The following is a 22,892-nucleotide window of genomic DNA, read 5'->3' on the forward strand; positions in this document are numbered from 1 at the left end:
CTGTAGCGAGCGCGGGTTGTGGCTTTCATGACCCCCTTGCTTCGAAGCGTGCGCTTCCAGGCGCCGTGGATGGTTGCTGTGTTGTCCTTGCTGGCCGCGACGCCCTATGGGCTGGCGCAGGACGCGCCGCAGGTGACTCCACGGGACCTGCGTCCCGCTCCTTCCCCGGTGGCTCCCGCACCCGTGCTTCAGCCGGCGCCGGCCACGGCGCCCGCCGGTGCCGAAAATCTTTTCGTCCGCGTGGCGGAGATCGAGCTGATCAATGGCTTTGCGGAACTCGCGTCGGCTTCGCGCGCACTGATCGCGCCGCTTCTGGACCAGCGCCTGAGCGTTGCCGACTTCTACAAGCTGGCCGAGGCCATCGAGCAGCTCTACCGCGATGCCGGCTACGCGCTGGTCCGCGTCACGGCGCCGCCCCAGCAGTTGAACGACGGCGGCACGCTGCGGCTGATGGTGGTCGACGGGTTCATCGAGCGTGTGGAACTGGCGAACATACCGGAGAGCATCCGGCCTGGAGGGAGTACAGCACCAACGCCAGCTATTCCACGGAGCAGAACGATGCCAGCTACCGCGCTGCCGCCGAGTTCTACAATGCCTACCAGGCGATGCAGGAGCGCACGGCCAGCCTGATCACCAAGCAGACCGAGGTGCAGGCACGGTTCATGGAGCTGCTGAGAACCGACCCTGCCGCGGCCATCGAGTATTCGCGCTCCGGCGAGCTGGCACAGATGAAGCGGGCGCAGTCCGAGCTGGCCTATGACGCATCCCGCCTGGGCGTGCAGCTCGCGGTGGCGGATGGCAAAGTGGCCTACGTGAGCAGAACCCAATGAATGTCCCCTCTCTTCCCATCCGCCCGGCACCGGTTTCCCGCTGGCTTGGCCTGATGCTTACGCTGTCGATGTCCTCCCTGCCGCTTGCCACCCATGCCCAGCCGGCCGTAGGCATTTCCTTCTCGGGCCAGCCGACCAGTTTCCTGGTGCAGTCCGAACCCTATGCCGTGCAGGGCTTCGGCCGGGCGCGGCTGGGCATGTCCATGGACGAGGTGAAGGCTTCCATCGCGGCGGACTACCCGCAGGTCATCAGCACCAGGGAGGATGACAATGCGGTGGATCGCACGCGCAGCATGGCCATCCTGGTGCCGGCACTGGCTCCCGCGCCCGGCCGTGCGACCATCAGCTTTGTGTTCGGCCACAGGAGCCAGCGCCTGGCGGCCATCAACATTGCCTGGGTGCTCGAAGGCGAGCCCAGCGCCGCGCAGCGCGAGGCCCTGCTGGCAGCGGGCACGCAGCTGACCAGCGGGCTCGTTGGCTACCAATGGGACGTGGGCAGCTTCATCCGCGGCCACGTGCCCGCGCCCGGGACATTGATCATGTTCTCCGGCCGCGACGCGCAGGGCGGCGGTGCCGAGGTGCGGCTCGATGGCGTGGCCCTGGACATGGAGCAGCGCATTGCCAGTGCCGGCGCTCCGGCGCGACCTGCAGTCAAGGTGCCGGCGCCCGGCGGCGCGGCGCGTCTGCGCTACTCGCTGGTGTCGCAGGTCGAAAGGCCGGACGTGTACCGGCTGGTTCCCGGTTCATTCTGATTCATCCGATTTCCGGAAATCTCTCCATGAATATCATCTCTCGTTTTCTGACCGGGCCCTTGCTGGCGGCTGCTTTCATGACCATCGTCCCCACGGCGCCGGCGGCAGCGCAGGGCGCGGCCGCAGCTTCGCTGCACCAGGTCGACGGTTTTCGCAGCGCGCGTTTCGGCATGTCCTTATCCCAGGTCAAGCAGGCCATCGCGCAGGACTTCAAGGCCGGCGCCGATGCGCTGTCGGAGGTCGACAACCCGGCCGAGGGCACGCGCATCGTGCTGCTTCGGCTGGCGGCCCTGGAGCCCGGCCCCGGCCCGGCCATCGTCAGCTATATCTTCAACCAGTCCACGCAGCAGTTGCGCCACATCAACGTGGTGTGGCAAAGCGGCCCGGCGCCCAGCGAAGCGCAACGCAACCAGTATGCGGTGGCTGGAGTGCAGCTGACGCGTTACTTCCGAGAGCTGGGCTGGAAGCCCGAAGGCAGCGTGGCTGCCGTGGCCAACGGCCCGGGCAGCATCTTGCTGTTTGCCGGCATCGATCCCAAGGACGCGATGGTCGAGGTCGTGGCCAGCGGCATTCCCCTGTCCCCGGGTCCGAACGGCCAGCCGGCGGCTGTGCCCAGCGGCCCCGCCCAGCTGCGCGTCAGCTATGCGGCCACCGTGCCGCCGAAGGCCGCCCTTCCCGCCGGGACGGTCAAGCCAGGCGCATTCTGACGAATCGAGGCGCGGCAGGTTTCACGCCGGCTGGCAGCGCTGCGCCATCTCCACCGTCTGATGGTGCTTCAGCACATGCTGCAGCACCCGGTCCGCCAGATTCTCCCGCTGCCGGGCCGCCACCGCCACGGCCAGGCCCACGCAGAACTGCGCCGGGGTGTCGGTGAGCTCGAGGCAGACCACGCCCGGCATGGCATGCTGGCGGGCCACGCCGGCCACCAGCCCCACGCCGATGCCCGAAGCCACCAGGCTCAGAATGGTGTGCACCTGCATGGCTTCCTGCACCACATGCGGCGTGAATCCCGACATCTGGCAGCGCAGATGCGCCATCGCATGCAGGCTGGGCACGCGCTGCTGGGGATACAGAATGAAATTCTCCTGCGCCGCTTCGGACAGGGCCAGGCATTGGCCCGGGGCCGATGCCAGCGCGCTGGCGCTGGGCACGGCGAGCACGAAATCGTCGCGTTCGAGCGGCGTCATGGTCAGGCCCATGCTGTCCAGCACCGGAAAGCGCAGGAAGCCCAGGTCCAGCGTGCGCGCGCGCAGGCCTTCCAGAATTTCCAGTGAAGTCATCTCCATGAGCTCCATCTCCGCCTGCGGGAAATGGCTGCGCAGCTCGGGAATCAGCCGTGGCAGCAGCTGGTAGGTCGCGGTGCCAATGAAGCCGACGCGCAGCATGCCACCCAGGCCGACCAGCGCTTCCTGGGCCTTGAGCTTGCATTGCTGGGCATGGAACAGCGCGGCGCGCGCATCCGTCAGCATGGTGAGCGCCAGCGGCGTCGGAACGACACCGCTGGAGGTGCGCACGAACAGCTTGCCGCCCAGCTCTTCTTCCAGCCGCCGGATGGAGACGGACAGCGGTGGCTGGGCCATGTGCAGCATCTCCGCGGCGCGGTGGAAGTTCGCGGTCTCGACGAGCGCAACGAATTGCTGGAGCTGGCGCAGGTTCATGGTGATATCGATTAGGTATCGCAGGCACTTTTTTTGATATTGGACCTAATGTAGGTGCGCACCCTAAATTGGCATCTCCCAACAAGCCCTGAGAGGCAATGAAGGAGACAAGATGCTCAATAGAAGAAAGCTGGGGTGCTGGCTGGCCGTGGGCGCGCTTGGCGGCGCCGCTCTGGCGCCTTTGCCGGCCCTGGCGCAGGATGCGTCCGGCAAGCCGATCAGGTTCGTCGTGCCCTTCGGCCCGGGCAGCGGCACGGATACCTCGGCGCGCTACTTCGCGCGCAAGCTGCAGGAGCGCACGGGCCAAGCGGTGGTGGTGGAGAACAAGCCCGGGGCCAATGGCTTTCTGGCCGTCAAGCAGGTGCTGTCGGCGCCGGCCGATGGGCATACGGTATTCATCGGCAGCAATTCCACGCTGGCCGTCAATGCCGCGCTGTTTCGCGAGCTGCCCTACGACCCGCTCAAGGATTTCGCGCCGCTCACCATGATGATGCGCTCGCCGGCCATGCTGGCCGTCAAGCCGCAGGCACCCTATGCCGATCTCAAGGGGCTGATGGCCCATGCCAAGGCGCATCCCGGGCAGGTCAACTTCGGCGCGGGATCCGCCGGCTACCAGCTGATGGGCGAGCTGTTCAACGACGCGGCGCAGCTGAGCACGGTGCATGTGCCGTTCAAGGGCGCGGGCGAGGCCATGACGGCGCTGGCTTCGGGCACGGTGGACTACACCTTTGCCGAAGTCACGGCGGTGCAGGAGCTGGCCAAGGGCGGCCGCGTCAAGGTGCTGGCGGTGGCCTCCGACAAGCGCGTTGCCACTTCGCCCGAGGTGCCCACGGCCAGCGAGGCGGGCTTGCCGGGCTTCGAGGCCTACACCTGGGTGGGCGCCATGGTCAGCGCGAAGACGCCGGCGGCGGAAACCGCCAGGCTTGCCGAGCATTTCACCGCGATCTCCAGGATGGACGAGACGCGCCAGTTCTACGATCGCCTGGGCGCCACGCCCATGACCGGCGGGCCGGCGCAGATGCACGAGTTCCAGAAGAGGGAGATCGCGCTGTGGAAGCGCATCGTCGTGCAGGCCAAGGTGCCGCAGCAATGAGCCGGGCCAGCGCCATGCCGGCGCAAGCACTGCAGCATGTCAGGGTGCTGGATCTCTCGCGCGTGCTGGCCGGCCCCTGGGCCGCGCAGACGCTGGGCGACCTGGGCGCCGAAGTCATCAAGATCGAGCGCCCGCAAACCGGCGACGACACGCGCGCCTGGGGCCCGCCGCATGTCACCGGGCCCGACGGCGAGTCCACGGGCGAGTCGGCCTACTACATGTGCACCAACCGCAACAAGCAGTCGGTCGTGGTGGACTTCACGCAGCCCGAGGGGCAGGCGCTGGTGCGCGCGCTGGCGCAGCAATGCGATGTGCTGATCGAGAATTTCAAGACCGGTGGGCTGGCGCAATACGGGCTGGATTACGCCAGCTTGAGCGCGCTCAATCCGCGCCTGGTGTATTGCTCGGTCACGGGCTTCGGCCAGGACGGGCCCTATGCGCACCGCGCTGGCTATGACTTCCTGATCCAGGGCATGGGCGGGCTGATGAGCATCACCGGCCAGCCCGATGGCGCGCCCGGGGGCGGGCCGATGAAGGTCGGGGTGGCGCTGACCGATGTGCTGACCGGCCTGTATGCCAGCACCGCCATCCTGGCGGCGCTGCAGGCGCGCGAACACACCGGGCGCGGCCAGCACATCGATCTGGCGCTGCTCGATGTCGGCGTGGCCTGCCTGGCCAACCAGGGCATGAATTACCTGTACGGGCACCAGACGCCGCAGCGCATGGGCAATGCCCACCCGAACACGGTGCCCTACCAGGACTTCGCCACGCAGGACGGCCACATGATCCTGGCCATAGGCAACGACGGCCAGTTCGCGCGCTTTTGCACGGCCATCGGGCAGCCGCGGTGGGCCGAGGACCCGCGTTTCAAGAGCAATGCGGGGCGGCTGCAGCATCGGGCGGAATTGGTGGAACGCATCCGCGCCATCACGCCGGCCCGCAGCACGCGCGACTGGATCGCGCTGCTGGAGCGGCATGCCGTGCCCTGCGGCCCCATCAACACCGTGGCGGATGTGTTTGCCGACCCGCAGGTGCAGGCGCGCGGTATGCAGTTCAGCATGCGGCACCCCGTCGCCGGGGAGGTGCCGCTGGTCGCCAGCCCGATACGGCTGTCGGACACGCCGGTGCGCTACCGCCATGCGCCGCCGCAGCTGGGCCAGCACACCGATGCGGTGCTGGCGCGCCTGCTGGGCCTGGGCCCTGGGCAATTGCAGACCTACAGAGACAACGGAGTGGTGGGATGAGTACCCTTGATTCGCTTGCATTGACATGCATTCCCGCGCAGGACGAAGCGCTGCGCGCCGAGGTGCGCGCGTTCCTCGCGCAGGCCACGAAGGAGATGCCGGCGCACCTACGCGCGCGCTCCTGGGGCGGCTACAGCACCGAGTTCAGCCGCCAGCTGGGCGCGCGCGGCTGGATCGGCGTGACGCTGCCCAGGGAATATGGCGGCGGCGGGCGCAGCGCCTTTGCGCGCTATGTGCTGGTGGAGGAGTTCCTGAACTTCGGCGCGCCCGTGGGCTCGCACTGGATTGCCGACCGGCAGAGCGCGCCTCTGATCCTGAAATACGGCACCGAGGCGCAAAAGCGCTTCTACATCCCGCGCGTATGCCGCGGCGAGGCTTTCTTCTGCATCGGCATGAGCGAGCCCAACGCCGGCTCGGACCTGGCCAGCGTGGCCACGCGCGCCGTCCCCAATGCGCAGGGCTTCTTGCTCAACGGCCAGAAGATCTGGACCACCAATGCCCACCACTGCCAATACATGATTGCGCTGGTGCGCACCTCGGGCAGCGCCGAGGACCGCCAGCGCGGCCTGTCGCAGGTGATCGTCGATCTGTCGCTGCCCGGCATCACTGTGCGGCCCATCGAGGACCTTTCGGGCGACAGCCATTTCTGCGAGGTGTTCTTCGACAACGTGCAGCTGGGCCTGGACGCCCTCATCGGTGCCGAAGGCCAGGGCTGGGAGCAGGTGACAGCGGAGCTGGCCTTCGAGCGCAGCGGCCCCGAGCGGCTGTTCTCCAGCATCGTGCTGTTCGATCAGTGGCTCGACTGGGTGCGCACGCCCGCCGGGCGCAGCGAAGCCGCCGTGCTGCTGGCCGGCAAGGTGCTGACGCAGCTGGCGCCGCTGCGCGCGATGTCGGTGGCGGTGCAGCAGAGGCTCGCCGAGGGAGGCAGCCCGATCATCGAGGCAGCGCTGGTCAAGGAACTGGGCACCACGCTCGAGCAGTTCATTCCCGCGTCAATAGCCGACGCGCTGTTTGCGGCCGAGTCGGAAGACCTGCCGGTGGAGCTGCTGATGACGCTCAAGTACGTGACCGAGGCCTCGCCCTCGTTCTCGCTGCGCGGCGGCACGCGCGACATCCTGCGCGGAATGATTGCGCGCGGCCTGGGATTGCGCTGAAAGGAGATGAAATGAACGAGACCGACATGTTTGCCGACGCCGCGCGCGCGGTGCTGGCCGACCGGTGCACGCCGGGCGTCGTGCGCGCCATCGAAGACCGGGGCCTGCAGGCGCCCGAGGCGCGCGCGCTGTGGACGCAGCTCGAAGCCACGGGCCTGGCCGATGCCATGCTGGAGGAAGACCGGGGCGGAGCCGGCCTGGGCCTGGCGCAGGCCTTTGGCGTGCTGGAGCAATGCGGAGCCCACGCACTGCCCTTGCCCCTGGGCGAGACCATGGCCGCGCGCGCCGTGCTGGACCAGGGCGGGCAGCCGCAATCCGGACAGATCATTGCGCTGGCCACGGGCCGGCTCCTGGCCGATGGCGGGGTGCATTGCGCGATGGTGCGCAGCGCCCATGCGGCCGATGCGGTGCTGGTGCAGGTGGGCAGCGAATGCCGCCTGCTGGCCGTGGCCGATGCCCGCAGCGCCGTGCAGGCACGCGCCGAGGATGCAGCGCTGGATTGGAGCGCCGCGCAGGTGCAGGCTGCGCCGCAGGTGGCCATGGCTGCGGGCGTCGACATGCGCACCCTGCAGGCAGCCCTCGTTGCCGCACAGATGGCGGGCGCGCTGGGCAGCGTGTTCAGGCGCACGCTGCAGTACGCCAACGAGCGCCAGCAGTTCGGCCGGCCGATCGGCAAGTTCCAGGCCATCCAGCATCAACTGGCGGTCATGAGCGAGCAGGTCTTTGCGGCACGCATGGCGGCGCAGTTGGGCGGCACTCCGCCGGGCGGCAGTGGCGAGGGCCTGCAGCTCGACCGCCTGCGCGTGGCCACGGCCAAGGCGCGCTGCAGTGAGGCCGCGCTGGCCGTGGCCGAGACCGCACATGCGATCCATGGCGCGATCGGCTTCACCGAGGAATACGACCTGCAGCTCTACACGCGCCGGCTGCACGCCTGGCGCCAGACCGCGGGCAGCGAGTCCTATTGGCATCGGGTGGCGGGCGAAGGGCTGCTGCAACACCAGGGCCTGACGCTGGACCTGCTCAGGCGCATCACCGATGTCGCGCCGGCGCACTGAACTCCCCGATCAGTTGAATTTGGAGACCCCCATGGCATTTCTTTCCATCGAACGCGACGGCGGCATCGTCACCGCCACCATGAACCAGCCGGAAACGCGCAATGCTCTCACCGGCAACAGCGCCGTGCAGGAGCTGGTGCAGCTGTGCGAGGAGCTGCGCCTGGACAGCAGCGCGAAGGTGCTGATCCTCACCGGAGCCGGTCCGGTATTCAGCTCGGGCGGCAACGTCAAGGACATGCAGCGCTTCTTCGACGACGCGGTGACACCCGACCAGATCTGCAACGAATACCGCAACGGCATCCAGCGGGTGCCGCTGGCGCTGGCCCGGCTCGACGTGCCCGTGATCTGCGCCGTGAACGGCCCGGCCGTGGGCGCGGGGCTGGACCTCACCTGCATGTGCGACATCCGCATTGCCAGCGACGGCGCCACCTTTGCCGAAAGCTTCGTGCGCGTCGGGATCGTGCCCGGCGACGGCGGCGCCTGGCTGCTGCCGCGCGCCGTCGGGCTGGCCAAGGCCTCGGAAATGGCTTTCACCGGCGATGCCATCGATGCGCAGGAGGCACTGGCCTGTGGCCTCGTGAGCCGCGTGGTGCCGGCCCAAGAGCTGCTGCCCACGGCGCTGGCGCTGGCGCGCCGCATTGCCGCCAATCCCGGTGCGGTGATGCGCATGACCAAGCGGCTGCTGCGCGAGGGGCAGGGCAGCTCGCTGGCTTCGCTGCTGGAGCTGTCGGCGGGCTATCAGGCCTTGGCCCACAAGACCGCAGACCACCGCGAGGCGGTCACCGCCTTCATCGAAAAACGCAAGCCGCAGTTTGCGTGACGCAGGAGAGCTGCATGCTGCCGCTGCAAGGTTTGACTGTCGTGGATCTTTCGACGGTGGTGTTCGGCCCGCTGGCCAGCCAGATCCTGGGCGACTACGGCGCCACCGTGATCAAGGTCGAGGCCCCCGAGGGCGACTCCACGCGCCGCACCGGCCCGGCGCGCGAGGAGGGCATGGCCGCGCTGTTCCTGGGCACCAACCGCAACAAGAAAAGCGTGGTGCTGGACCTGCGCCTGGAGCAGGCGCGCGCCGCCTTGCAGCAGCTGGTCGCGCGCGCCGATGTGTTCATGCACAGCATGCGACCGCAGAAGCTGGCGCGCCTGGGCATAGACCCCGAGAGCCTGCTGGAGCGCCATCCGCGCCTGGTCTATGCCGGGTTGCATGGCTTTGCGCAGGGCGGCCCCTATGCCGGCAAGCCCGCGTACGACGACGTGATCCAGGGCATGAGCGGCATTGCCGACTTGATGCAGCAGCAGGGCGGCAAGGCCCGCTACCTGCCGATGGTGGCCGCCGACAAGACCTGCGGCAATGTCGCGGCGCATGCCATCCTGGCGGCGCTGATGCGGCGCGAGCGCACCGGGCACGGCGGTTTCGTCGAGATCCCGATGTACGAGTCGATGGTCGGCTTCAATCTGGTCGAGCACCTGTACGGCCAGCATTTCGCGCCGGCCCTGGCCGGCGCCGGCTATCCGCGCGTCATGGCGCCAGCGCGCCGGCCCTATGCCACATCCGATGGCTATGTGGCCATGATGCCCTACACAGATGCGCACTGGCAGCGCTTCTTTGCCGAGACCGGCCGTCCGGAGCTGGCCGAAGACGCGCGCTTTTGCAGCATGGCGCAGCGCACCGCGCATATCGATGCCCTGCTCGAGATCGCTGCCGAACGGATAAGCGCGCGCAGCTCGGCGTACTGGCTGCAGACCTGCGAACGGCTGGAGATTCCCGTGGCGCCGATCACCCGGCTGGCCGATCTGCAGGCCGATCCACACCTGCAGGCCACGGGCTTTTTCCAGCGCCTCGACGACCCCGCCATGGGCGCGCTGAACTTTCCCGCCAACCCGGTGCGCTTCGACGGCCAGCGCCTGCCGCTGCGCGTGCCGCCGCGCCTGGGCGAGCACACCCGGGGCTGCCTGCTGGAGGCCGGGCTGGCGCCGGAGCTGATCGACCAGCTGCTGGCTGCGGGCCAGCGCAGTCCCACACCGAACCTTCAAGACTGAGGCATTCAATGAATTCGCATATCTCGACACCGACAGAACTGGCCCAGGAAAACGCGCGTGCCGCGGCCCCCGGCATGCCGCGGCTGGGGCAGGGCTATGTCTGGCAGGAACTGCAGACCGGCCAGTGCTTTCGCACTTTCAGGCGCACGGTGACCGAGACCGATCTGGTCAACTTCATCGGTGTCACCGGCATGCTCGAAGCGATCTTCATCGAGGAGGGCTATGAGGGCGCGGCAATGGCGGGGCGGCCCGTGCCCGGCGCGCTGACCTATTGCCTCATCGAGGGGCTGATCCTGCAGACCATGATCCAGGGCACCGGACTGGCGATGCTGGAGCTGCAGCAGAAGATCTTCGCGCCCGTGGTCGTGGGCGACACCGTGCATGCGGTGATCGAGGTCACCGAGATCCGCCCCACCTCGCGCAGCGGCCGCGCGGTGGTCACGTCGCGCATCGATGTCTGGAACCAAAAGCAGCAGCTCGTCATGAGCTATGTGGCCAAGCGCCTGCTGGCCGGGCGCCCGGCGCAGTGAAACCCCGCCGCAGTGCCCGCAGAGGCATCGGCTTCGAATGCAAACCACCCAAGAGGAGACAAGCATGAAGAACGACAGCAAGGCAGTACGTATCCGGCAGGTGCTGGGCACCGCCGCAATCGCCGGTGTGTGCCTGCTGCCCACGGCATGGGCGCAGACCGCCTGGCCCAGCAAGCCGATCACCATGGTGGTGCCGTTCCCGCCGGGCGGGCCCACGGATATCGTCGCGCGGCTGCTGGCGCAGAACATCGGGCAGCAACTGGGGCAGGGCATCGTCATTGACAACAAGCCCGGCGCCAACGGCAACATCGGCAACGCCGCCGTGGCCAAGGCCGCGCCCGATGGCTACACGGTGCTCTACAACACCTCCTCGATCGCGCTCAGCCCGGCGCTGTACAAGAAGCTCAGCTACGACGTGAACAAGGAGCTGGCACCGGTGGCGCTCACGGCCGTGGTGCCGCTGGCGCTGGTCACGCGCCAGGACCTGCCGGCCAGGAACGTGCCCGAGTTCATGGCCTGGCTCAAGGCCCAGAACGGCAAGGCTTCCTACGGCTCCGCGGGCAACGGCAATGTGACGCACCTGGCGGCATTCCAGATGCTGCACGCGGCGCAGCTGCAGGCCACGCATGTGCCCTACAAGGGCAGCGCGCCCGCGGATCTGGCGCTGGCCAGCGGCCAGCTCGACTTCCTTACCGACACCATCAACTCCGTCGTTCCGTTCATCAAGAGCCGGCACATGAACCTGCTGGCCGTCACCACGGCCGAGCGCATGTCGCTGTTCCCCGACGTGCCCACGCTGGCCGAGTCGGGCCTGCGCGGCTTCGAGGCCGGCGCCTGGCAGGGCATCATGGTGCCGGCGGGCACGCCGCCCGAGGTCATCACGCGCCTGAACACGGCGGTGAACCGCGCGCTCAAGGATCCCGAGGTGCTGGCCAAGCTGGCGCAGCAGGGCACCGAAGCGCTGGGCTCGAGCCCGGCGGAATACGGCGCCTACCTGCAAAAGGAACTCAGGCGCTGGAAGGAGGTCGTGGCCGTGACCGGCGTGGCGCTGGACTGAGCGCCGCACCGGATCAGCGCGCGGTCGCCAATTCAGCGGCAAAATCCCTGTTTTCCAAGCGGGGGTGGCAATGCGTGAAAGTGTGGATTGCGTCGTGATCGGCGCCGGAGTCGTGGGCCTGGCCGTGGCGCGTGCGCTGGCCTTGCAGGGGCGGGAGGTGATGGTGCTGGAGGCGGCCGACGCGATCGGCACCGGCACCAGTTCGCGCAACAGCGAGGTCATCCATGCCGGCATCTATTACCCCGAGGGCTCGCTCAAGGCGCGGCTGTGCGTTCGCGGCAAGCAGCTGCTCTATGCCTATTGCGCGGAGCGCGGCGTGCCCTTCCAGCGCTGCGGCAAGCTGATCGTCGCCACCAGCGAGGCGCAGCGCAGCACCCTGGAGGCCATCCGCGCCAAGGCACTTGCCAATGGGGTCGACGACCTGGCCCTGTTGGACGCGGCCCAGGCCCAGGCGCTGGAGCCGGCGCTGCACTGCGTGGCGGCGCTGCACTCGCCGAGCACCGGCATCATCGACAGCCATGCGCTGATGCTGTCGCTGCAGGGCGATCTGGAAAATGCCGGCGGGCTGGTGGCCTTGCATGCGCGTGTCACCGGCGCGCAGGTACTGCCCGAGGGCATCCTGCTGCACACGGCCGACGGCATGGAGTTGCTGGCGCGCACCGTCGTCAATTCCGCCGGCCTGCAGGCCCCGGACCTGGCACGCAGCTTCGAGGGGCTGCCGCCGGCAGCCGTGCCCGTCGCCCATTACGCCAAGGGCAGCTATTTCACGCTCGCCGGCCGCAGCCCGTTCTCGCGCCTGATCTACCCGGTTCCGGAGGCCGCCGGCCTGGGCGTGCATTTGACGCTGGATATGGGCGGCCAGGCCAAGTTCGGCCCGGACGTGGAATGGGTCGGCAGCCCCGATGACCTGGTGGTCGACCCGCGCCGCGGCGATGTGTTCTATGCGGCCGTGCGTGCCTATTGGCCGGCTTTGCCCGACGGCGCGCTCGCTCCGGGCTACGCCGGCATCCGGCCCAAGATCAATGCACCGGATGCGCCCGCCGCGGACTTCGTGCTGCAGGGACCACGCGAGCATGGCGTGCCGGGCCTGGTGAACCTGTTCGGCATCGAGTCTCCGGGGCTGACCAGTTGCCTGGCGCTGGCGGAGGAGGTCACGCAGATGGTAGGAACCGTCTGACAGCCGAGCGGCCCGGATTCTCTAGGTCCGCGCAATGGCTTTGGCTAAGATGGCTGCGAGACTTTTCCAGCGCCATGGCGACTGGAAACTGTCGCAGTTCTATTCTTTTTCCATCCGAAAGGCCTCCATGACGAAATCCGTATCCCAAACCATCGCCAATGCACCTTCCGACCTGGAAAAACTGGTGAGTGATTTGCGCGGGCTGCTCGACAGCAAGACGCTGGATGCCGTCCCCGAGATCGAGGTGCTGCGCAAGAAACTCGATGAAGGCATCGACAGCGCGCGTGAATCCGCCCTGAGCGCCGCACGCGAAGCCGCGCGCCAGGCCAAGGATGCGGCCAAGGCCGCCGACCAGTACGCCCACGACGAGCCATGGCGCGTTGCCGGCGCGGCACTGGCTGCCGGCGCGGTCATCGGCTTCCTGCTGTCCCGCCGCTGATCCGGCAACCACCGTCCAATAGATATGGATGTCAACTGGTTGTCGATACTAGGCATCGATGCATTCGTCGCGCGCTGGCGCGCCAATGTCATCGAGGGCGCGATTGCTGCGGAGGACCGGCTGGAGCTCGCCAAGCTGGAGCTGCTGGAGCAGAAAACGCGCCTGGTCCGGCTCGTGATCCTGGGCGCCGTGCTGGTGGCGCTCACCATCGTGACGTTGACGGTGCTGTCCATCGCACTGATGGTGCATTTCTGGGACACGCCCCAGCGCCTCACGGTCGCTTGGAGCGTGGCTGGCGTCTGGCTGGTCATCTGGGCCGGGCTGCTGGCATGGATGTACGCCACGCTGCGCAAGGTGAACAACCCGTTTGCATTGACGCGCAACGAGCTGGCCCAGGACTGGCGTGCACTGAAGGAGCGACTGTGAACACTGCCACCAATGCAACCGTCTCCGCCACGGTGGACACCGCCATTGCGGACGTGTCCGCCACCGACGAGCAGCGCGCCGTGCTGCAGCGCATCGCGGCGCAGCGCGAGCGCCTGGCCGCACGCCGCAACGCCCGGGCGCAGGCCCTGGCGCTGCGCAGCAGCCATGGCCCGGCAATGCCGCACAGCGGCCCCTTGTCCGAGCGTGCCCTGGCATTTGCGCGCCTGCATCCCATGGCTGCGGCCGTGGCAGCCGGCGCGGCGCTGATGATCGGGCCGCGCCGCCTGATCCGCTGGGCCGGCATCGTGCTGCCGCTGGTCGCCAAGTTCCGGCGCTGAAAACGCCACCCCTTCAAGAAGCCGCGCGCTGCCTGCAGCCGCGGCTTTTTGCATTCAGCGCATCTGCTGGATGGCCCTGGCCGCGCGCTCGACCAGTGCCGGGCCTTCGTAGATCAGTCCGCTGTAGATCTGCACCACGTCCGCGCCCGCGCGGATCTTCTCCACCGCATCTCCGGCGCTCATGATGCCGCCCACGCCGATGATGGGAAAAGAGGGGCCGAGCGCCGCGCGCAGCTGGCGGATCACCTGGTTGCTGGCCTCGCGCACGGGCGCGCCCGACAGGCCGCCCGCCTCCTCGGCATGCGGCATGCCGGCCACGGCCTCGCGGCGGATGGTGGTGTTGGTGGCAATGACGCCATCCATGCCATGGCGCTGCAGCACGGCGGAAATCACGGTGACCTGGTCGGCATCGAGATCGGGCGCGATCTTCACGAACACCGGCACGCGCCGGCCCTGCTGTTGCGCCAGCTGCTCGCGGCGCGCGGCAATGGCGCCCAGCAGTGCATCGAGCGCTTCGTCGGTCTGCAGCGCACGCAGGTTCTTGGTGTTCGGCGAGCTGATGTTCACCGTGACATAGTCGGCATGCGGATACACGCCTTCGAGCGCGATCAGGTAATCGCTCGTGGCCTCTTCGATGGGAGTGGCGGCATTCTTGCCGATGTTCAGGCCCAGCAGCATCGGCTTGCCGCTGGCGCGGCACTGCGAGCGGCGCACGTTGGCGACGAACGCATCGAGCCCCTGGTTGTTGAAGCCCAGGCGGTTGACCAGTGCGCGCGCCTGCGGAATGCGGAACATGCGCGGCTGGGGATTGCCGGGCTGGGGCTTGGGGGTCACGGTGCCGACCTCGACGAAGCCGAAGCCCATGGCGCACAGCGCGTCGATGCAGCGCGCGTTCTTGTCCAGCCCGGCGGCCATGCCCACGCGGTTGGGAAAGCGCAGGCCGGCCAGCTCCACGGGATCGGAAACCATGGGCTGCGACCAGGCCCACTGCAGCGGCGTGCCCTGGCCGCGCGCCAGCAGGTTCATCGTCAGGTCGTGGGCCGCTTCGGCGTCGAGGCGGAACAAAAGGGGGCGGGCCAGGGCATAGGGAATGAGAGACATTGGATAATCCGGTGATTACTACCGATTTTCTCCCATGACGACACCTGCCGCAGCCCTTTCCCAAGATGAACTCAAAACCCTGGTGGGGCAAGCCGCCCTCCAGTACGTCAAACCCGGCGAGATCGTCGGCGTGGGCACCGGCTCCACGGTGAACAAGTTCATCGACGCGCTGGCCACGATCAAGGGCCAGATCGAGGGCGCGGTCTCGAGCTCGGTGGCCAGCACCGAGCGCCTGCAGGCGCTGGGCATCAAGGTGTTCGATGCCAACGAAGTCGAGTCGCTGTCGGTCTACATCGATGGCGCCGACGAGATCGACGGCAACGGCCATATGGTCAAGGGCGGCGGCGCGGCCCTGACGCGCGAGAAGATCGTGGCGGCCCTGGCGCAGCGCTTCGTGTGCATCGCCGACGAATCCAAGCTGGTCGAAGCGCTGGGCACGTTCCCGCTGCCGGTCGAGGTCATTCCCATGGCTGCCAAGCAGATCGCACGCCGCTTCGAGGTCAAGGGCGCGCAGGCCACGCTGCGCCTGCGCGACGGCCAGCCGCTGGTCACGGACAACGGCCAGCACATCCTCGACGTGCGCGGGCTGTCGATCACCGATCCGCTGGCCTTCGAATGCGAAGTCAATCAGTGGCCCGGCGTGGTGACGGTGGGCGTGTTCGCACACCAGAAGGCCGCCGTGTGCCTGCTGGGCACGGCGCAGGGTGTGCGCACGATCAGCTACTGATCCGGCTCAGAAGCTCAGCCCTGCGGGATTGGTCGGGGTCACGCGGCTGGTGGATGGCGGCGGCGTGGGTGCGCCGCGGCCGGCAGTGCCTGAGGATGGGGCGGCAGCCGCTGCTGCCCGCGCAGGCGTCACCGGCGCCAGCGCGCGCGGCGCGGGCGGGCGATAGTTGGCAGGCAGGCCCGAGGTCTGCGGATAGCCCGCCGCATCGAGGTATTGGCGCCATTCGTCGGCTGCAAAGCCGCTGACATGCTGCCGGCCGATGGTGGCAAAGGGCAGCAGGTCCTGGCCGCTGAGCGCGCGCAGCGCCTGCGCGTCCGCGTCGGTCTGCACGGTGAATTCGGTGAAGGGAATGCCGCGCAGTGTCAGCAGCGCGCGCGCGCTGGCGCAGGGGCTGCAGTTGCCCGCCGTGTAAAGCGTCACGGGGAAACGCGCCTGCACTTCGCGCAGCGCATAGGGCAGCGCATCGCCCGCCGGCGGCGCAGGCGCACGCACATCCGCCGGGGCGGCAGGGCGTGCGGCACTGAGCTCGCGATCGGAAAAGGTCAGGCGCCCGTCGGGGCCCACGCTGCGGTAGATCATCTGCGCCGAGGCGGCCTGCACCAGGCTGGCAGCCAGGGCCAGGCTGGCTGCAGCCAGCAGCAGGGGGCGATGGAAGGAGGGCAGGGATTGCATCGCGGATCCTGGCAGACAAAGAGGCTTGCAAAGCGCGCAGGTGGCCTGGCCGCCCACACGTACTTCAGGCGGCTTCGGGTTCCGCCATGCCCTGGTGGCGCAGCAGCGCATCGAGCGAGGGCTCTCTGCCGCGGAAGGCCTTGAACGAGTCCATGGCCGAGCGGCTGCCGCCCGCCTCGAGGATGGCGGCGCGGTAGCGTCGGCCGGTCTCCGGCGCATTGCTGCCGTCGGGCAGCTGGGTTTCCTCGAAGGCCGCATAGGCGTCGGCGCTCAGCACCTCGGCCCATTTGTAGCTGTAGTAGCCTGCTGCGTAGCCGCCGGCGAAGATGTGGCTGAAGGTATGGGCCGTGCGGCTGTAGGGCGGAGCGGGCAGCACCGCCACTTCCTCGCGCACCTGGGCCAGCAGCGGCATGATGTCCTCGACCGGCGGGGTCGCAGTGTGCAGCAGCATGTCGAACAGCGAGAACTCGATCTGGCGCAGCGTGGCCATGCCGCTCTGGAAGTTCTTCGCCGCCAGCATCTTGTCGAACAGCGCGCGCGGCAGCGGCTCGCCGGTTTCCACATGGGCCGTCATGTGCTCGAGCACGTTCCACTCCCAGCAGAAGTTCTCCATGAACTGGCTCGGCAGCTCGACCGCGTCCCACTCGACGCCGCTGATGCCGGAGACATCGCGCTCGTTCACCTGGGTCAGCAGATGGTGCAGGCCGTGGCCGGTTTCATGGAACAGCGTGATCACGTCGTCATGTGTGAGCAGCGCGGGCTTGCCGTCCACGCCATCGGCGAAGTTGCACACCAGGTGCGCGACCGGAGTCTGCAGCTGGTGGTTGTCGGGGCGCAGCCAGCGCGCGCGCACGTCATCCATCCAGGCGCCGCCGCGCTTGCCCTTGCGTGCCGGCTGGTCCAGATAGAACTGGCCGACCAGCTGCGGGCCCTCGGCGCCAATGCGCTCGATGCGGTAGAACTCGACGGCCGGGTTCCACACCGGCGCGACATCGCGGCGGATGCGGACCTCGAACAGGTCCTCGACGATCTTGAACAGGCCGGCGAGCACCTTCGGCGCGGGGAAGTACTGCTTGACCTCCTGCTCGCTGAAGGCATAGCGCGCTTCCTTGAGCTTCTCGGCCACGTAGCTCCAGTCCCAGGGCTGGGGATCGGCCAGGCCCAGTTCGGCGGCGGCAAAGGCGCGCAGGTCGGCCACGTCCTTCTGCGCATGGGGGCGCGCGCGGCGCGCCAGGTCGCGCAGGAAGGCGATGACCTCGGCGGGCGACTGGGCCATCTTCGTGACCAAGGACAGCTCGGCGAAGTTGGCATAGCCCAGCAGCTGCGCTTCCTCGTGGCGCAGCGCCAGGATCTCGCGGATGTTGGCGCTGTTGTCGAACTTCGTGGCCTCGGCCGGAGCCTGGTCGGAGGCGCGCGTCACATAGGCCTTGTAGAGCGTCTCGCGCAGCCGGCTGCGGCGCGCGAACTGCATCACCGGCAGGTAGCAGGGCATCTTCAGCGTGAGCTTGTAGCCTTCCTTGCCCTCGGCTTCGGCCGCGGCGCGCGCGGCCTGCTGCACATCGGCGGGCACGCCGTCGAGCTCATCGAGCGTGGCGTAGTAGGCAAAGGCATCGGTGGCGTCGAGCGCGTTCTCGCTGAACTTCTGGCTCAGCTCGGCCGAGCGCTCCTGGATCTGCGCGAAGCGCTGCTTGGCCTCGCCCTGCAGCTCAGCGCCCGAAAGCACGAAATTGCGGATGGAATTGTCCCAGGCGCGGCGCTGCTCGGGGTTGAGCGTATCGGGGTCGATGGCCTTGTACTTGGCGTACAGCCGCTCGTCGGCGCCCAGGCGGGTCCAGAACTCGGTGACCACGGGCAGCATCTCGTTGTAGGCCGCGCGCAGCTCGGGCGTGTCGGCCACGCTGTTGAGGTGGCTCACGGCGCCCCAGGCGCTCGAGAACTTCTCGGTCGCGACGTCCAGCACGCCGGCAATCGCTTCCCACCGCGCGGGAAAGTCCGCCGCGGTCACCGTCTCCAGCGCCTGGCTGGCCTGCTCCATCAGTTGAGTGATCGCGGGCTGCACGTGCTCGGGCTGGATGCGGTCGAACAGGGGCAGGTCGGTTTTGTCGAGAAGTGGATTGCTCATGCGGGTTTATTTGACGGCGTAACTGGTGATTTCAAGCGTGAGTATCGGTTGCACTTCGACCATTCATCCTTCGATCCCGGGCAGGCCCGGGAGCAGGACGAACGGGGGCGCCGAATCAAGCTGCCGAACGTTCGGCAGCTTCCATGGTGTTGACCAAAAGCATGGTAATCGTCATCGGCCCCACACCGCCCGGCACAGGGGTAATGTAGCCCGCGACTTCCTTGACGCCAGCGAAATCCACGTCGCCGCAGAGCTTGCCTTCGTCGTTGCGGTTCATGCCCACATCAATGACCACCGCGCCGGGCTTGACCATATCGGCCGTCAGCACGTCGCGCTTGCCCACGGCGGCCACCACGATGTCGGCCTGGCGCGTCATCGCTGCCAGATCGGCCGTGCCGCTGTGGCAGATGGTCACGGTGGCATTCGCCTGCAGCAGCATCATGGCCATCGGCTTGCCGACGATGTTCGAGCGGCCGATGACCACCGCGTGCTTGCCGCGCAGGTCCTTCATGCCGATCGACTCCAGCATCTTCATGCAGCCATAGGGCGTGCAGGCCTTGAAGCCGACCTCGCCGACCATCAATGCGCCGGCGCTGGCGACGTGGAAGCCATCGACGTCCTTGAGCGGCGAGATGGCTTCGATGACCTTGTGGTCGTCGATGTGCGCCGGCAACGGCAGCTGCACCAGGATGCCGTGGATGCTGGGGTCGTTGTTGAGCGCTTCGACGCGCGCCAGCAGCTCGGCTTCGGTCATGCCTGCATCGTACTTCTCCAGCACCGAGTGCAGGCCGGATTCCTCGCAGGCCTTGACCTTGTTGCGCACATAGACCTGGCTGGCCGGGTTGTCGCCCACCAGCACTACGGCGAGGCCGGCGGTGGCGCCGCGCGCCTTGAGCGCCGCGGCGCGGGTGGCGACTTCCTGGCGCAGTTGGCGGGAGAGGGCGTTGCCGTCGATGAGTTGGGCTGTCATGTCTGAATTCTCAATAAAAAATGCTGCTAGCGTCTTGCGACACTAGCAGCCGTGGACCTGCCATGATTTTAGGGTCAGGCCGGGACCTTGCCTGCGGGTTGGTTTTGTCCGAGCGCAATTTTCAGCAGGTCGGCCACCGTGTTGGCATTGAGCTTTTCCATGATGTTGGCGCGGTGCGCCTCCACCGTCTTGATGCTGATGCCCAGGTCGTCGGCGATCTGCTTGTTCAGGCGGCCGGCGACGATGCGCTCGAGCACCTGCGCCTCACGGCTGGTGAGCTTGGACAGCAGCGCGTCGCGGCTGGCGGCCTGCTGGTGGCCGGCAAAGGCCTCGCGCGCATGGTCCAGCATGCGCTCGACCAGGCCCAGCAGCTCTTCCTCGTTGAAGGGCTTCTGGATGAAGTCCAGCGCGCCCTTCTTCATGGTGTTGACGGCCATGGGCACGTCGCCGTGGCCGGTGATGAACACGATGGGCAGCGGCGACTTGCGCTCGATCAGCCGGTCCTGCAACTCCAGGCCGGTCATGCCCCCCATGCGGATGTCGACGATCAGGCAGGCCACCTCGCGCGGGTCGTAGCGCGCGAGAAACGATTCGGCCGCATCGAAGCAGCGCACGCGATAGTCCTTGCCTTCAAGCAACCACTGCAGGGAATCGCGGACGGCCTCGTCGTCGTCCACCACATACACAGTGCCTTTTTTGGGAATCAAACTCATGCAATCGTCCTCGGTGTGGTGAGTGGTGTCGCATCCACAGGCGCCGCTAGAGGCAGCCAGAAAGTGAAGCGGCAGCCTATGACATCAGAACCATTGTAGAGGTTCTCCGCACGCATGCGTCCATGGTGCGACTCGACGATGCTGCGGCACAGGTTCAGCCCCATGCCCATGCCTTCGCTCTTGGTCGTGAAAAACGCCTCGAAGAGGCGGTCGAGCACCTCGGGCGGCAGGCCCTTGCCGGTGTCCTGCACGGTGAACTCCACCACCTGCTGGCCGTCGATCTCGCGCGGCAGCACGCTCAGGTCCACGCTGCGCTGGTGGCCCGGGCGCTGCGAGTTCTCGATGGACTCGGCGCCGTTCTTCATCAGGTTGACCAGCACCTGCTCGATCAGGATGGTGTCGGCCATCACCGGCGGCAGCCGCTCGGCCACGCGGTGCGTCAGGCGCACGTTGTGGCGGCGCAACTCGATGTCGGCCAGCTCCACCGCCTCGCTCACCATGTCGGCCACGCGCGCCAGCGTGCGGTTGGGTTCGCTGCGCTTCACGAAGGCGCGGATGCGCTGGATGATCTGGCCCGCGCGCTGCGCCTGGTGCGCGGTCTTCTGCAGCGCCGTGAGCAGCATCTCCTGGCTCAGCTGGCCGCTCTGGCTGCGCGAGATCATGCCGCTGCAGTAGTTGCTGATGGCGGTGAGCGGCTGGTTGAGCTCGTGCGCCACGCTCGAAGCCATCTCGCCCATGGTGATCAGGCGGCTGATCGACTGCGCGTGCTCGGCCTGGCGCGCCGCCTGCTCCTGCGCCAGGCGCCGCGGCGTGATGTCGGTGGCGATGACCATCTGCGCCAGCCGCCCGTCGACCCAGCTCAGGTAGCGCGAGCGCACCTCGAGCCATTTGCCCAGCTCGGGCAGGAAGATCTCGGCGTTCTCGCTGCGCGCGCTGGTGAGCGGGTCGGTGGGCAGGCCCATCAGTCCGTCCTCGTCATCCATGCTGTCGGTATGGCGCGCGGGCAGCACGCCGGCCTGGGCGACGAGCTGCAGGTGTCCGTCGGTCTGCGAGCCGAACCACTGGCGGTAGAGCTTGTTGGCGAACAGCAGCTCGGCACTGCCCAGCGGCGCGACCGAGACCGAGGCATCGAGCGCCTCGAGCACGATGGTGAAGCGCTCGTGCGAGGCCGACAGCTGCTCGCGGATGCGGTTGGGCTCGGTGATGTCCGTCATGGACGACATCCAGCCCGTGTGCTGGCCGTGGGCGTCGATCAGCGGCGAGACATAGAGCCGCGCATCGAACTGCGTGCCGTTCTTGCGCTGCACGCGCACCTGGAAGCCGCCGACGATGGTCTTGCCGCTGAGCTCGTCGCGCAGCTTCAGGCGCAGGCTGTCGTATTCGTTGCTCGGCCAGTAGCTGTAGGGCGGCAGCTGGCCGACCAGGTCGCTCTCGCTCCACCCCGTCATCTGGCAGAAGGCGGCGTTCACGTACGTGATGCGGCCCTCCAGGTCGAGCGCGCGCATGCCGGTGAGCACCGAATTCTCCATCGCGCGGCGGAAGTTGGTCTCGGCCACCAGCGCCTCCTGGGTGCGCATGCGTCGGCGCGTATGGCGCCAGGTGGCCAGCAGCAGCCAGGCGGTCATCGCGCTGAGCGTGCCGACCAGCCAGAACAGGCTGTTGCCGACGAAGCCCAGCGAGGTGCGGTAGGCCTGGGCACGTAGCACCAGCCCGCTGCCCACGGGCGAGACCGGCACCTCGTACTCGTTGGCGCGGTCGCGGGCCCAGGGCAGCGGGTTGCCATCGGCACGCTCGGGCAGGGCGGTGCCGGCCAGCAGTTGGCCGCTGCCGTCCAGCATGGTGACGGCGTAGCGCGCCAGCACCTCGGTCGGCGTGCCGTAGCGCAGCAGGCTGTCGACCGAATATTCGCCCAGCACCACGCCGCCGAAGCCGCCGGTGCTGTTGAGCGGCACCTGCAGCTGCAGCAGCGGCGCGGGCTCGCCGGGCACCGCCGGCGACTGCGCGTAGACCGGCTGCTGCAGGTCCTGCACCAGCGCATAGGTCTTGGCGGTGTCGCCGGGCTTGAGCGTGTCGCCGACGATGCGCAACTGCTCGCTGTGCACCGTGGGCGCGGAATGGGTGGCGCGGATGCGCTGCTGCTCGTCGATCCAGGTGATGGACTGCAGCTCGGGGTACTGCGTGATCAGCGCCTCGCTGCGGCGCGCGAAATCGCCCTTGTTCATCTCCTGGTTGGCGATGTCGCGCGCCACGCGCATCAGCTGCTCCTGGCGCTCGAGCAGGCGCAGGCGCACGCGCTGCTGTGCGTATTCGACATCCCGGCGCAACGCCTCCTGCTCGCGCTCCACTTCCTCCACGCGCAGATACCAGAACGCCACGACGATCGCAGCCAGGAACATCAGCACGGCGGCCAGCGGCGCCAGCGCGGCGAAGCGGTCCTGGCGCGTGGGCGAGAGGCTGCGCCACCAGCTGCGCCACCAGCGCGCGGGCGAGGGCACCAGGGTGTCGGTCGGGGCGCTGGGCGCGGGGGACTTGGCGGGGGTCGGATCCATGGGTGGAGTGTAGAGGAGCGGCATCGGGATGGGACCGCGCCAGCCGGCGTGGAAATGTGCGATTGCAGCAATTTATCGCATTATGAAAACGAAAAGCATAATTTGAAATTGGAAAAAAATGTGCGAAACTTCCGCCGAATTCATTCAGTGAAGGCCGATCCGCGGCCTGGCGCGCACGGCCACTGGTTGAGCATCTGGCAGGGGCGTTCCTGCGCGATGACAATGGGCCCAACGTGCACTGTTCGTTT

The 22,892-nt window shown here is 67.9% G+C and carries 24 protein-coding genes; 17 read left to right on the forward strand and 7 right to left on the reverse strand.

What is annotated here, in order from left to right; translation table 11 throughout:
• Window positions 1–69: 69 nt before the first annotated feature.
• The 4 genes from M9799_RS16090 to M9799_RS16105 are packed head-to-tail and all read left to right on the forward strand — an operon-like array spanning window position 70 to window position 2,289.
• Window positions 70–630, forward strand: coding sequence for a POTRA domain-containing protein (locus tag M9799_RS16090; RefSeq protein ID WP_231042321.1), 561 nt, complete (start codon window positions 70–72; stop codon window positions 628–630).
• The gene (locus tag M9799_RS16095) at window positions 606–830 is read left to right on the forward strand and encodes a hypothetical protein (protein ID WP_231042322.1); all 225 of its coding nucleotides are present in this window, start codon (window positions 606–608) and stop codon (window positions 828–830) included. Before M9799_RS16090 ends, M9799_RS16095 begins: the two co-directional genes overlap by 25 nt.
• Window positions 827–1,582 carry a hypothetical protein gene (locus M9799_RS16100; protein WP_231042323.1) on the forward strand — a complete coding sequence of 252 codons (756 nt, stop codon included), beginning with the start codon at window positions 827–829 and terminating at the stop codon, window positions 1,580–1,582. The genes M9799_RS16095 and M9799_RS16100 overlap by 4 nt, the downstream gene beginning before the upstream one ends.
• Before the next feature lie 26 nt (window positions 1,583–1,608).
• Entirely contained in the window at window positions 1,609–2,289 is a 681-nt protein-coding gene (locus M9799_RS16105; protein WP_231042324.1) for a hypothetical protein, read from the forward strand.
• 21 nt (window positions 2,290–2,310) lie between these two features.
• Here M9799_RS16105 and M9799_RS16110 read toward each other — a convergent pair whose 3' ends face one another.
• Window positions 2,311–3,240 (reverse strand): LysR family transcriptional regulator, encoded by a 930-nt coding sequence (locus M9799_RS16110; protein WP_231042325.1) that lies wholly within the window; start codon window positions 3,238–3,240, stop codon window positions 2,311–2,313.
• 112 nt (window positions 3,241–3,352) lie between these two features.
• On the opposite strand from M9799_RS16110, the gene M9799_RS16115 reads away from it, so the two are divergent.
• The 12 genes from M9799_RS16115 (at window position 3,353) to M9799_RS16170 (ending at window position 13,790) form a co-directional block, all read left to right on the forward strand.
• Window positions 3,353–4,333 (forward strand): Bug family tripartite tricarboxylate transporter substrate binding protein, encoded by a 981-nt coding sequence (locus M9799_RS16115; RefSeq protein ID WP_231042326.1) that lies wholly within the window; start codon window positions 3,353–3,355, stop codon window positions 4,331–4,333.
• Window positions 4,330–5,577: a CaiB/BaiF CoA transferase family protein gene (locus M9799_RS16120; RefSeq protein ID WP_231042327.1), complete on the forward strand. Its 1,248-nt coding sequence runs from the start codon at window positions 4,330–4,332 to the stop codon at window positions 5,575–5,577. The genes M9799_RS16115 and M9799_RS16120 overlap by 4 nt, the downstream gene beginning before the upstream one ends.
• Complete coding sequence (locus M9799_RS16125; RefSeq protein ID WP_231042328.1) at window positions 5,574–6,731, forward strand: acyl-CoA dehydrogenase family protein; 1,158 nt, start codon at window positions 5,574–5,576, stop codon at window positions 6,729–6,731. Before M9799_RS16120 ends, M9799_RS16125 begins: the two co-directional genes overlap by 4 nt.
• Window positions 6,732–6,742: 11 nt before the next feature.
• Window positions 6,743–7,786: an acyl-CoA dehydrogenase family protein gene (locus M9799_RS16130; RefSeq protein ID WP_231042329.1), complete on the forward strand. Its 1,044-nt coding sequence runs from the start codon at window positions 6,743–6,745 to the stop codon at window positions 7,784–7,786.
• 31 nt (window positions 7,787–7,817) lie between these two features.
• Window positions 7,818–8,606, forward strand: coding sequence for a crotonase/enoyl-CoA hydratase family protein (locus tag M9799_RS16135; protein ID WP_231042330.1), 789 nt, complete (start codon window positions 7,818–7,820; stop codon window positions 8,604–8,606).
• Window positions 8,607–8,620: 14 nt separating this feature from the next.
• On the forward strand, window positions 8,621–9,823 hold the full coding sequence (locus tag M9799_RS16140) for a CaiB/BaiF CoA transferase family protein (protein ID WP_231042331.1): 1,203 nt from the start codon (window positions 8,621–8,623) through the stop codon (window positions 9,821–9,823).
• A gap of 74 nt (window positions 9,824–9,897) precedes the next feature.
• Window positions 9,898–10,353, forward strand: a complete 456-nt coding sequence (locus M9799_RS16145; protein WP_231042701.1) for a MaoC family dehydratase — start codon at window positions 9,898–9,900, stop codon at window positions 10,351–10,353.
• 64 nt (window positions 10,354–10,417) lie between these two features.
• The gene (locus M9799_RS16150; protein WP_231042332.1) at window positions 10,418–11,410 is read left to right on the forward strand and encodes a Bug family tripartite tricarboxylate transporter substrate binding protein; all 993 of its coding nucleotides are present in this window, start codon (window positions 10,418–10,420) and stop codon (window positions 11,408–11,410) included.
• 70 nt (window positions 11,411–11,480) lie between these two features.
• Complete coding sequence (locus M9799_RS16155) at window positions 11,481–12,587, forward strand: NAD(P)/FAD-dependent oxidoreductase (protein ID WP_231042333.1); 1,107 nt, start codon at window positions 11,481–11,483, stop codon at window positions 12,585–12,587.
• A gap of 127 nt (window positions 12,588–12,714) precedes the next feature.
• Window positions 12,715–13,026, forward strand: a complete 312-nt coding sequence (locus M9799_RS16160) for a DUF883 family protein (RefSeq protein WP_231042334.1) — start codon at window positions 12,715–12,717, stop codon at window positions 13,024–13,026.
• Between the two features lie 24 nt (window positions 13,027–13,050).
• Window positions 13,051–13,452 carry a phage holin family protein gene (locus M9799_RS16165; protein WP_231042335.1) on the forward strand — a complete coding sequence of 134 codons (402 nt, stop codon included), beginning with the start codon at window positions 13,051–13,053 and terminating at the stop codon, window positions 13,450–13,452.
• Window positions 13,449–13,790: a hypothetical protein gene (locus M9799_RS16170; protein WP_231042336.1), complete on the forward strand. Its 342-nt coding sequence runs from the start codon at window positions 13,449–13,451 to the stop codon at window positions 13,788–13,790. Before M9799_RS16165 ends, M9799_RS16170 begins: the two co-directional genes overlap by 4 nt.
• A 54-nt stretch (window positions 13,791–13,844) precedes the next feature.
• On the opposite strand, the gene M9799_RS16175 is transcribed toward M9799_RS16170, so the two are convergent.
• Window positions 13,845–14,891 carry a quinone-dependent dihydroorotate dehydrogenase gene (locus M9799_RS16175; protein ID WP_231042337.1) on the reverse strand — a complete coding sequence of 349 codons (1,047 nt, stop codon included), beginning with the start codon at window positions 14,889–14,891 and terminating at the stop codon, window positions 13,845–13,847.
• Window positions 14,892–14,925: 34 nt separating this feature from the next.
• Between M9799_RS16175 and rpiA the strand changes: the two genes are divergently transcribed.
• Complete coding sequence (gene rpiA / locus M9799_RS16180; protein ID WP_231042338.1) at window positions 14,926–15,618, forward strand: ribose-5-phosphate isomerase RpiA; 693 nt, start codon at window positions 14,926–14,928, stop codon at window positions 15,616–15,618.
• Between the two features lie 6 nt (window positions 15,619–15,624).
• Here rpiA and M9799_RS16185 read toward each other — a convergent pair whose 3' ends face one another.
• The 5 genes from M9799_RS16185 to M9799_RS16205 all read right to left on the reverse strand — a co-directional run bounded on the left by M9799_RS16185 (window position 15,625) and on the right by M9799_RS16205 (window position 22,644).
• The gene (locus M9799_RS16185; RefSeq protein ID WP_231042339.1) at window positions 15,625–16,290 is read right to left on the reverse strand and encodes a glutaredoxin family protein; all 666 of its coding nucleotides are present in this window, start codon (window positions 16,288–16,290) and stop codon (window positions 15,625–15,627) included.
• A 64-nt stretch (window positions 16,291–16,354) separates the two neighbouring features.
• Window positions 16,355–18,412 carry a M3 family metallopeptidase gene (locus M9799_RS16190; protein WP_231042340.1) on the reverse strand — a complete coding sequence of 686 codons (2,058 nt, stop codon included), beginning with the start codon at window positions 18,410–18,412 and terminating at the stop codon, window positions 16,355–16,357.
• Between the two features lie 115 nt (window positions 18,413–18,527).
• On the reverse strand, window positions 18,528–19,382 hold the full coding sequence (folD, locus tag M9799_RS16195; protein ID WP_231042341.1) for a bifunctional methylenetetrahydrofolate dehydrogenase/methenyltetrahydrofolate cyclohydrolase FolD: 855 nt from the start codon (window positions 19,380–19,382) through the stop codon (window positions 18,528–18,530).
• Window positions 19,383–19,456: 74 nt separating this feature from the next.
• The gene (locus M9799_RS16200; protein WP_231042342.1) at window positions 19,457–20,095 is read right to left on the reverse strand and encodes a response regulator transcription factor; all 639 of its coding nucleotides are present in this window, start codon (window positions 20,093–20,095) and stop codon (window positions 19,457–19,459) included.
• The gene (locus tag M9799_RS16205) at window positions 20,092–22,644 is read right to left on the reverse strand and encodes a PAS domain-containing sensor histidine kinase (RefSeq protein ID WP_231042343.1); all 2,553 of its coding nucleotides are present in this window, start codon (window positions 22,642–22,644) and stop codon (window positions 20,092–20,094) included. The genes M9799_RS16200 and M9799_RS16205 overlap by 4 nt, the downstream gene beginning before the upstream one ends.
• Window positions 22,645–22,892 lie beyond the last annotated feature (248 nt).

It is taken from the genome of Comamonas endophytica (assembly GCF_023634805.2).
Taxonomy (GTDB): Bacteria; Pseudomonadota; Gammaproteobacteria; order Burkholderiales; family Burkholderiaceae_C; genus Comamonas; species Comamonas endophytica.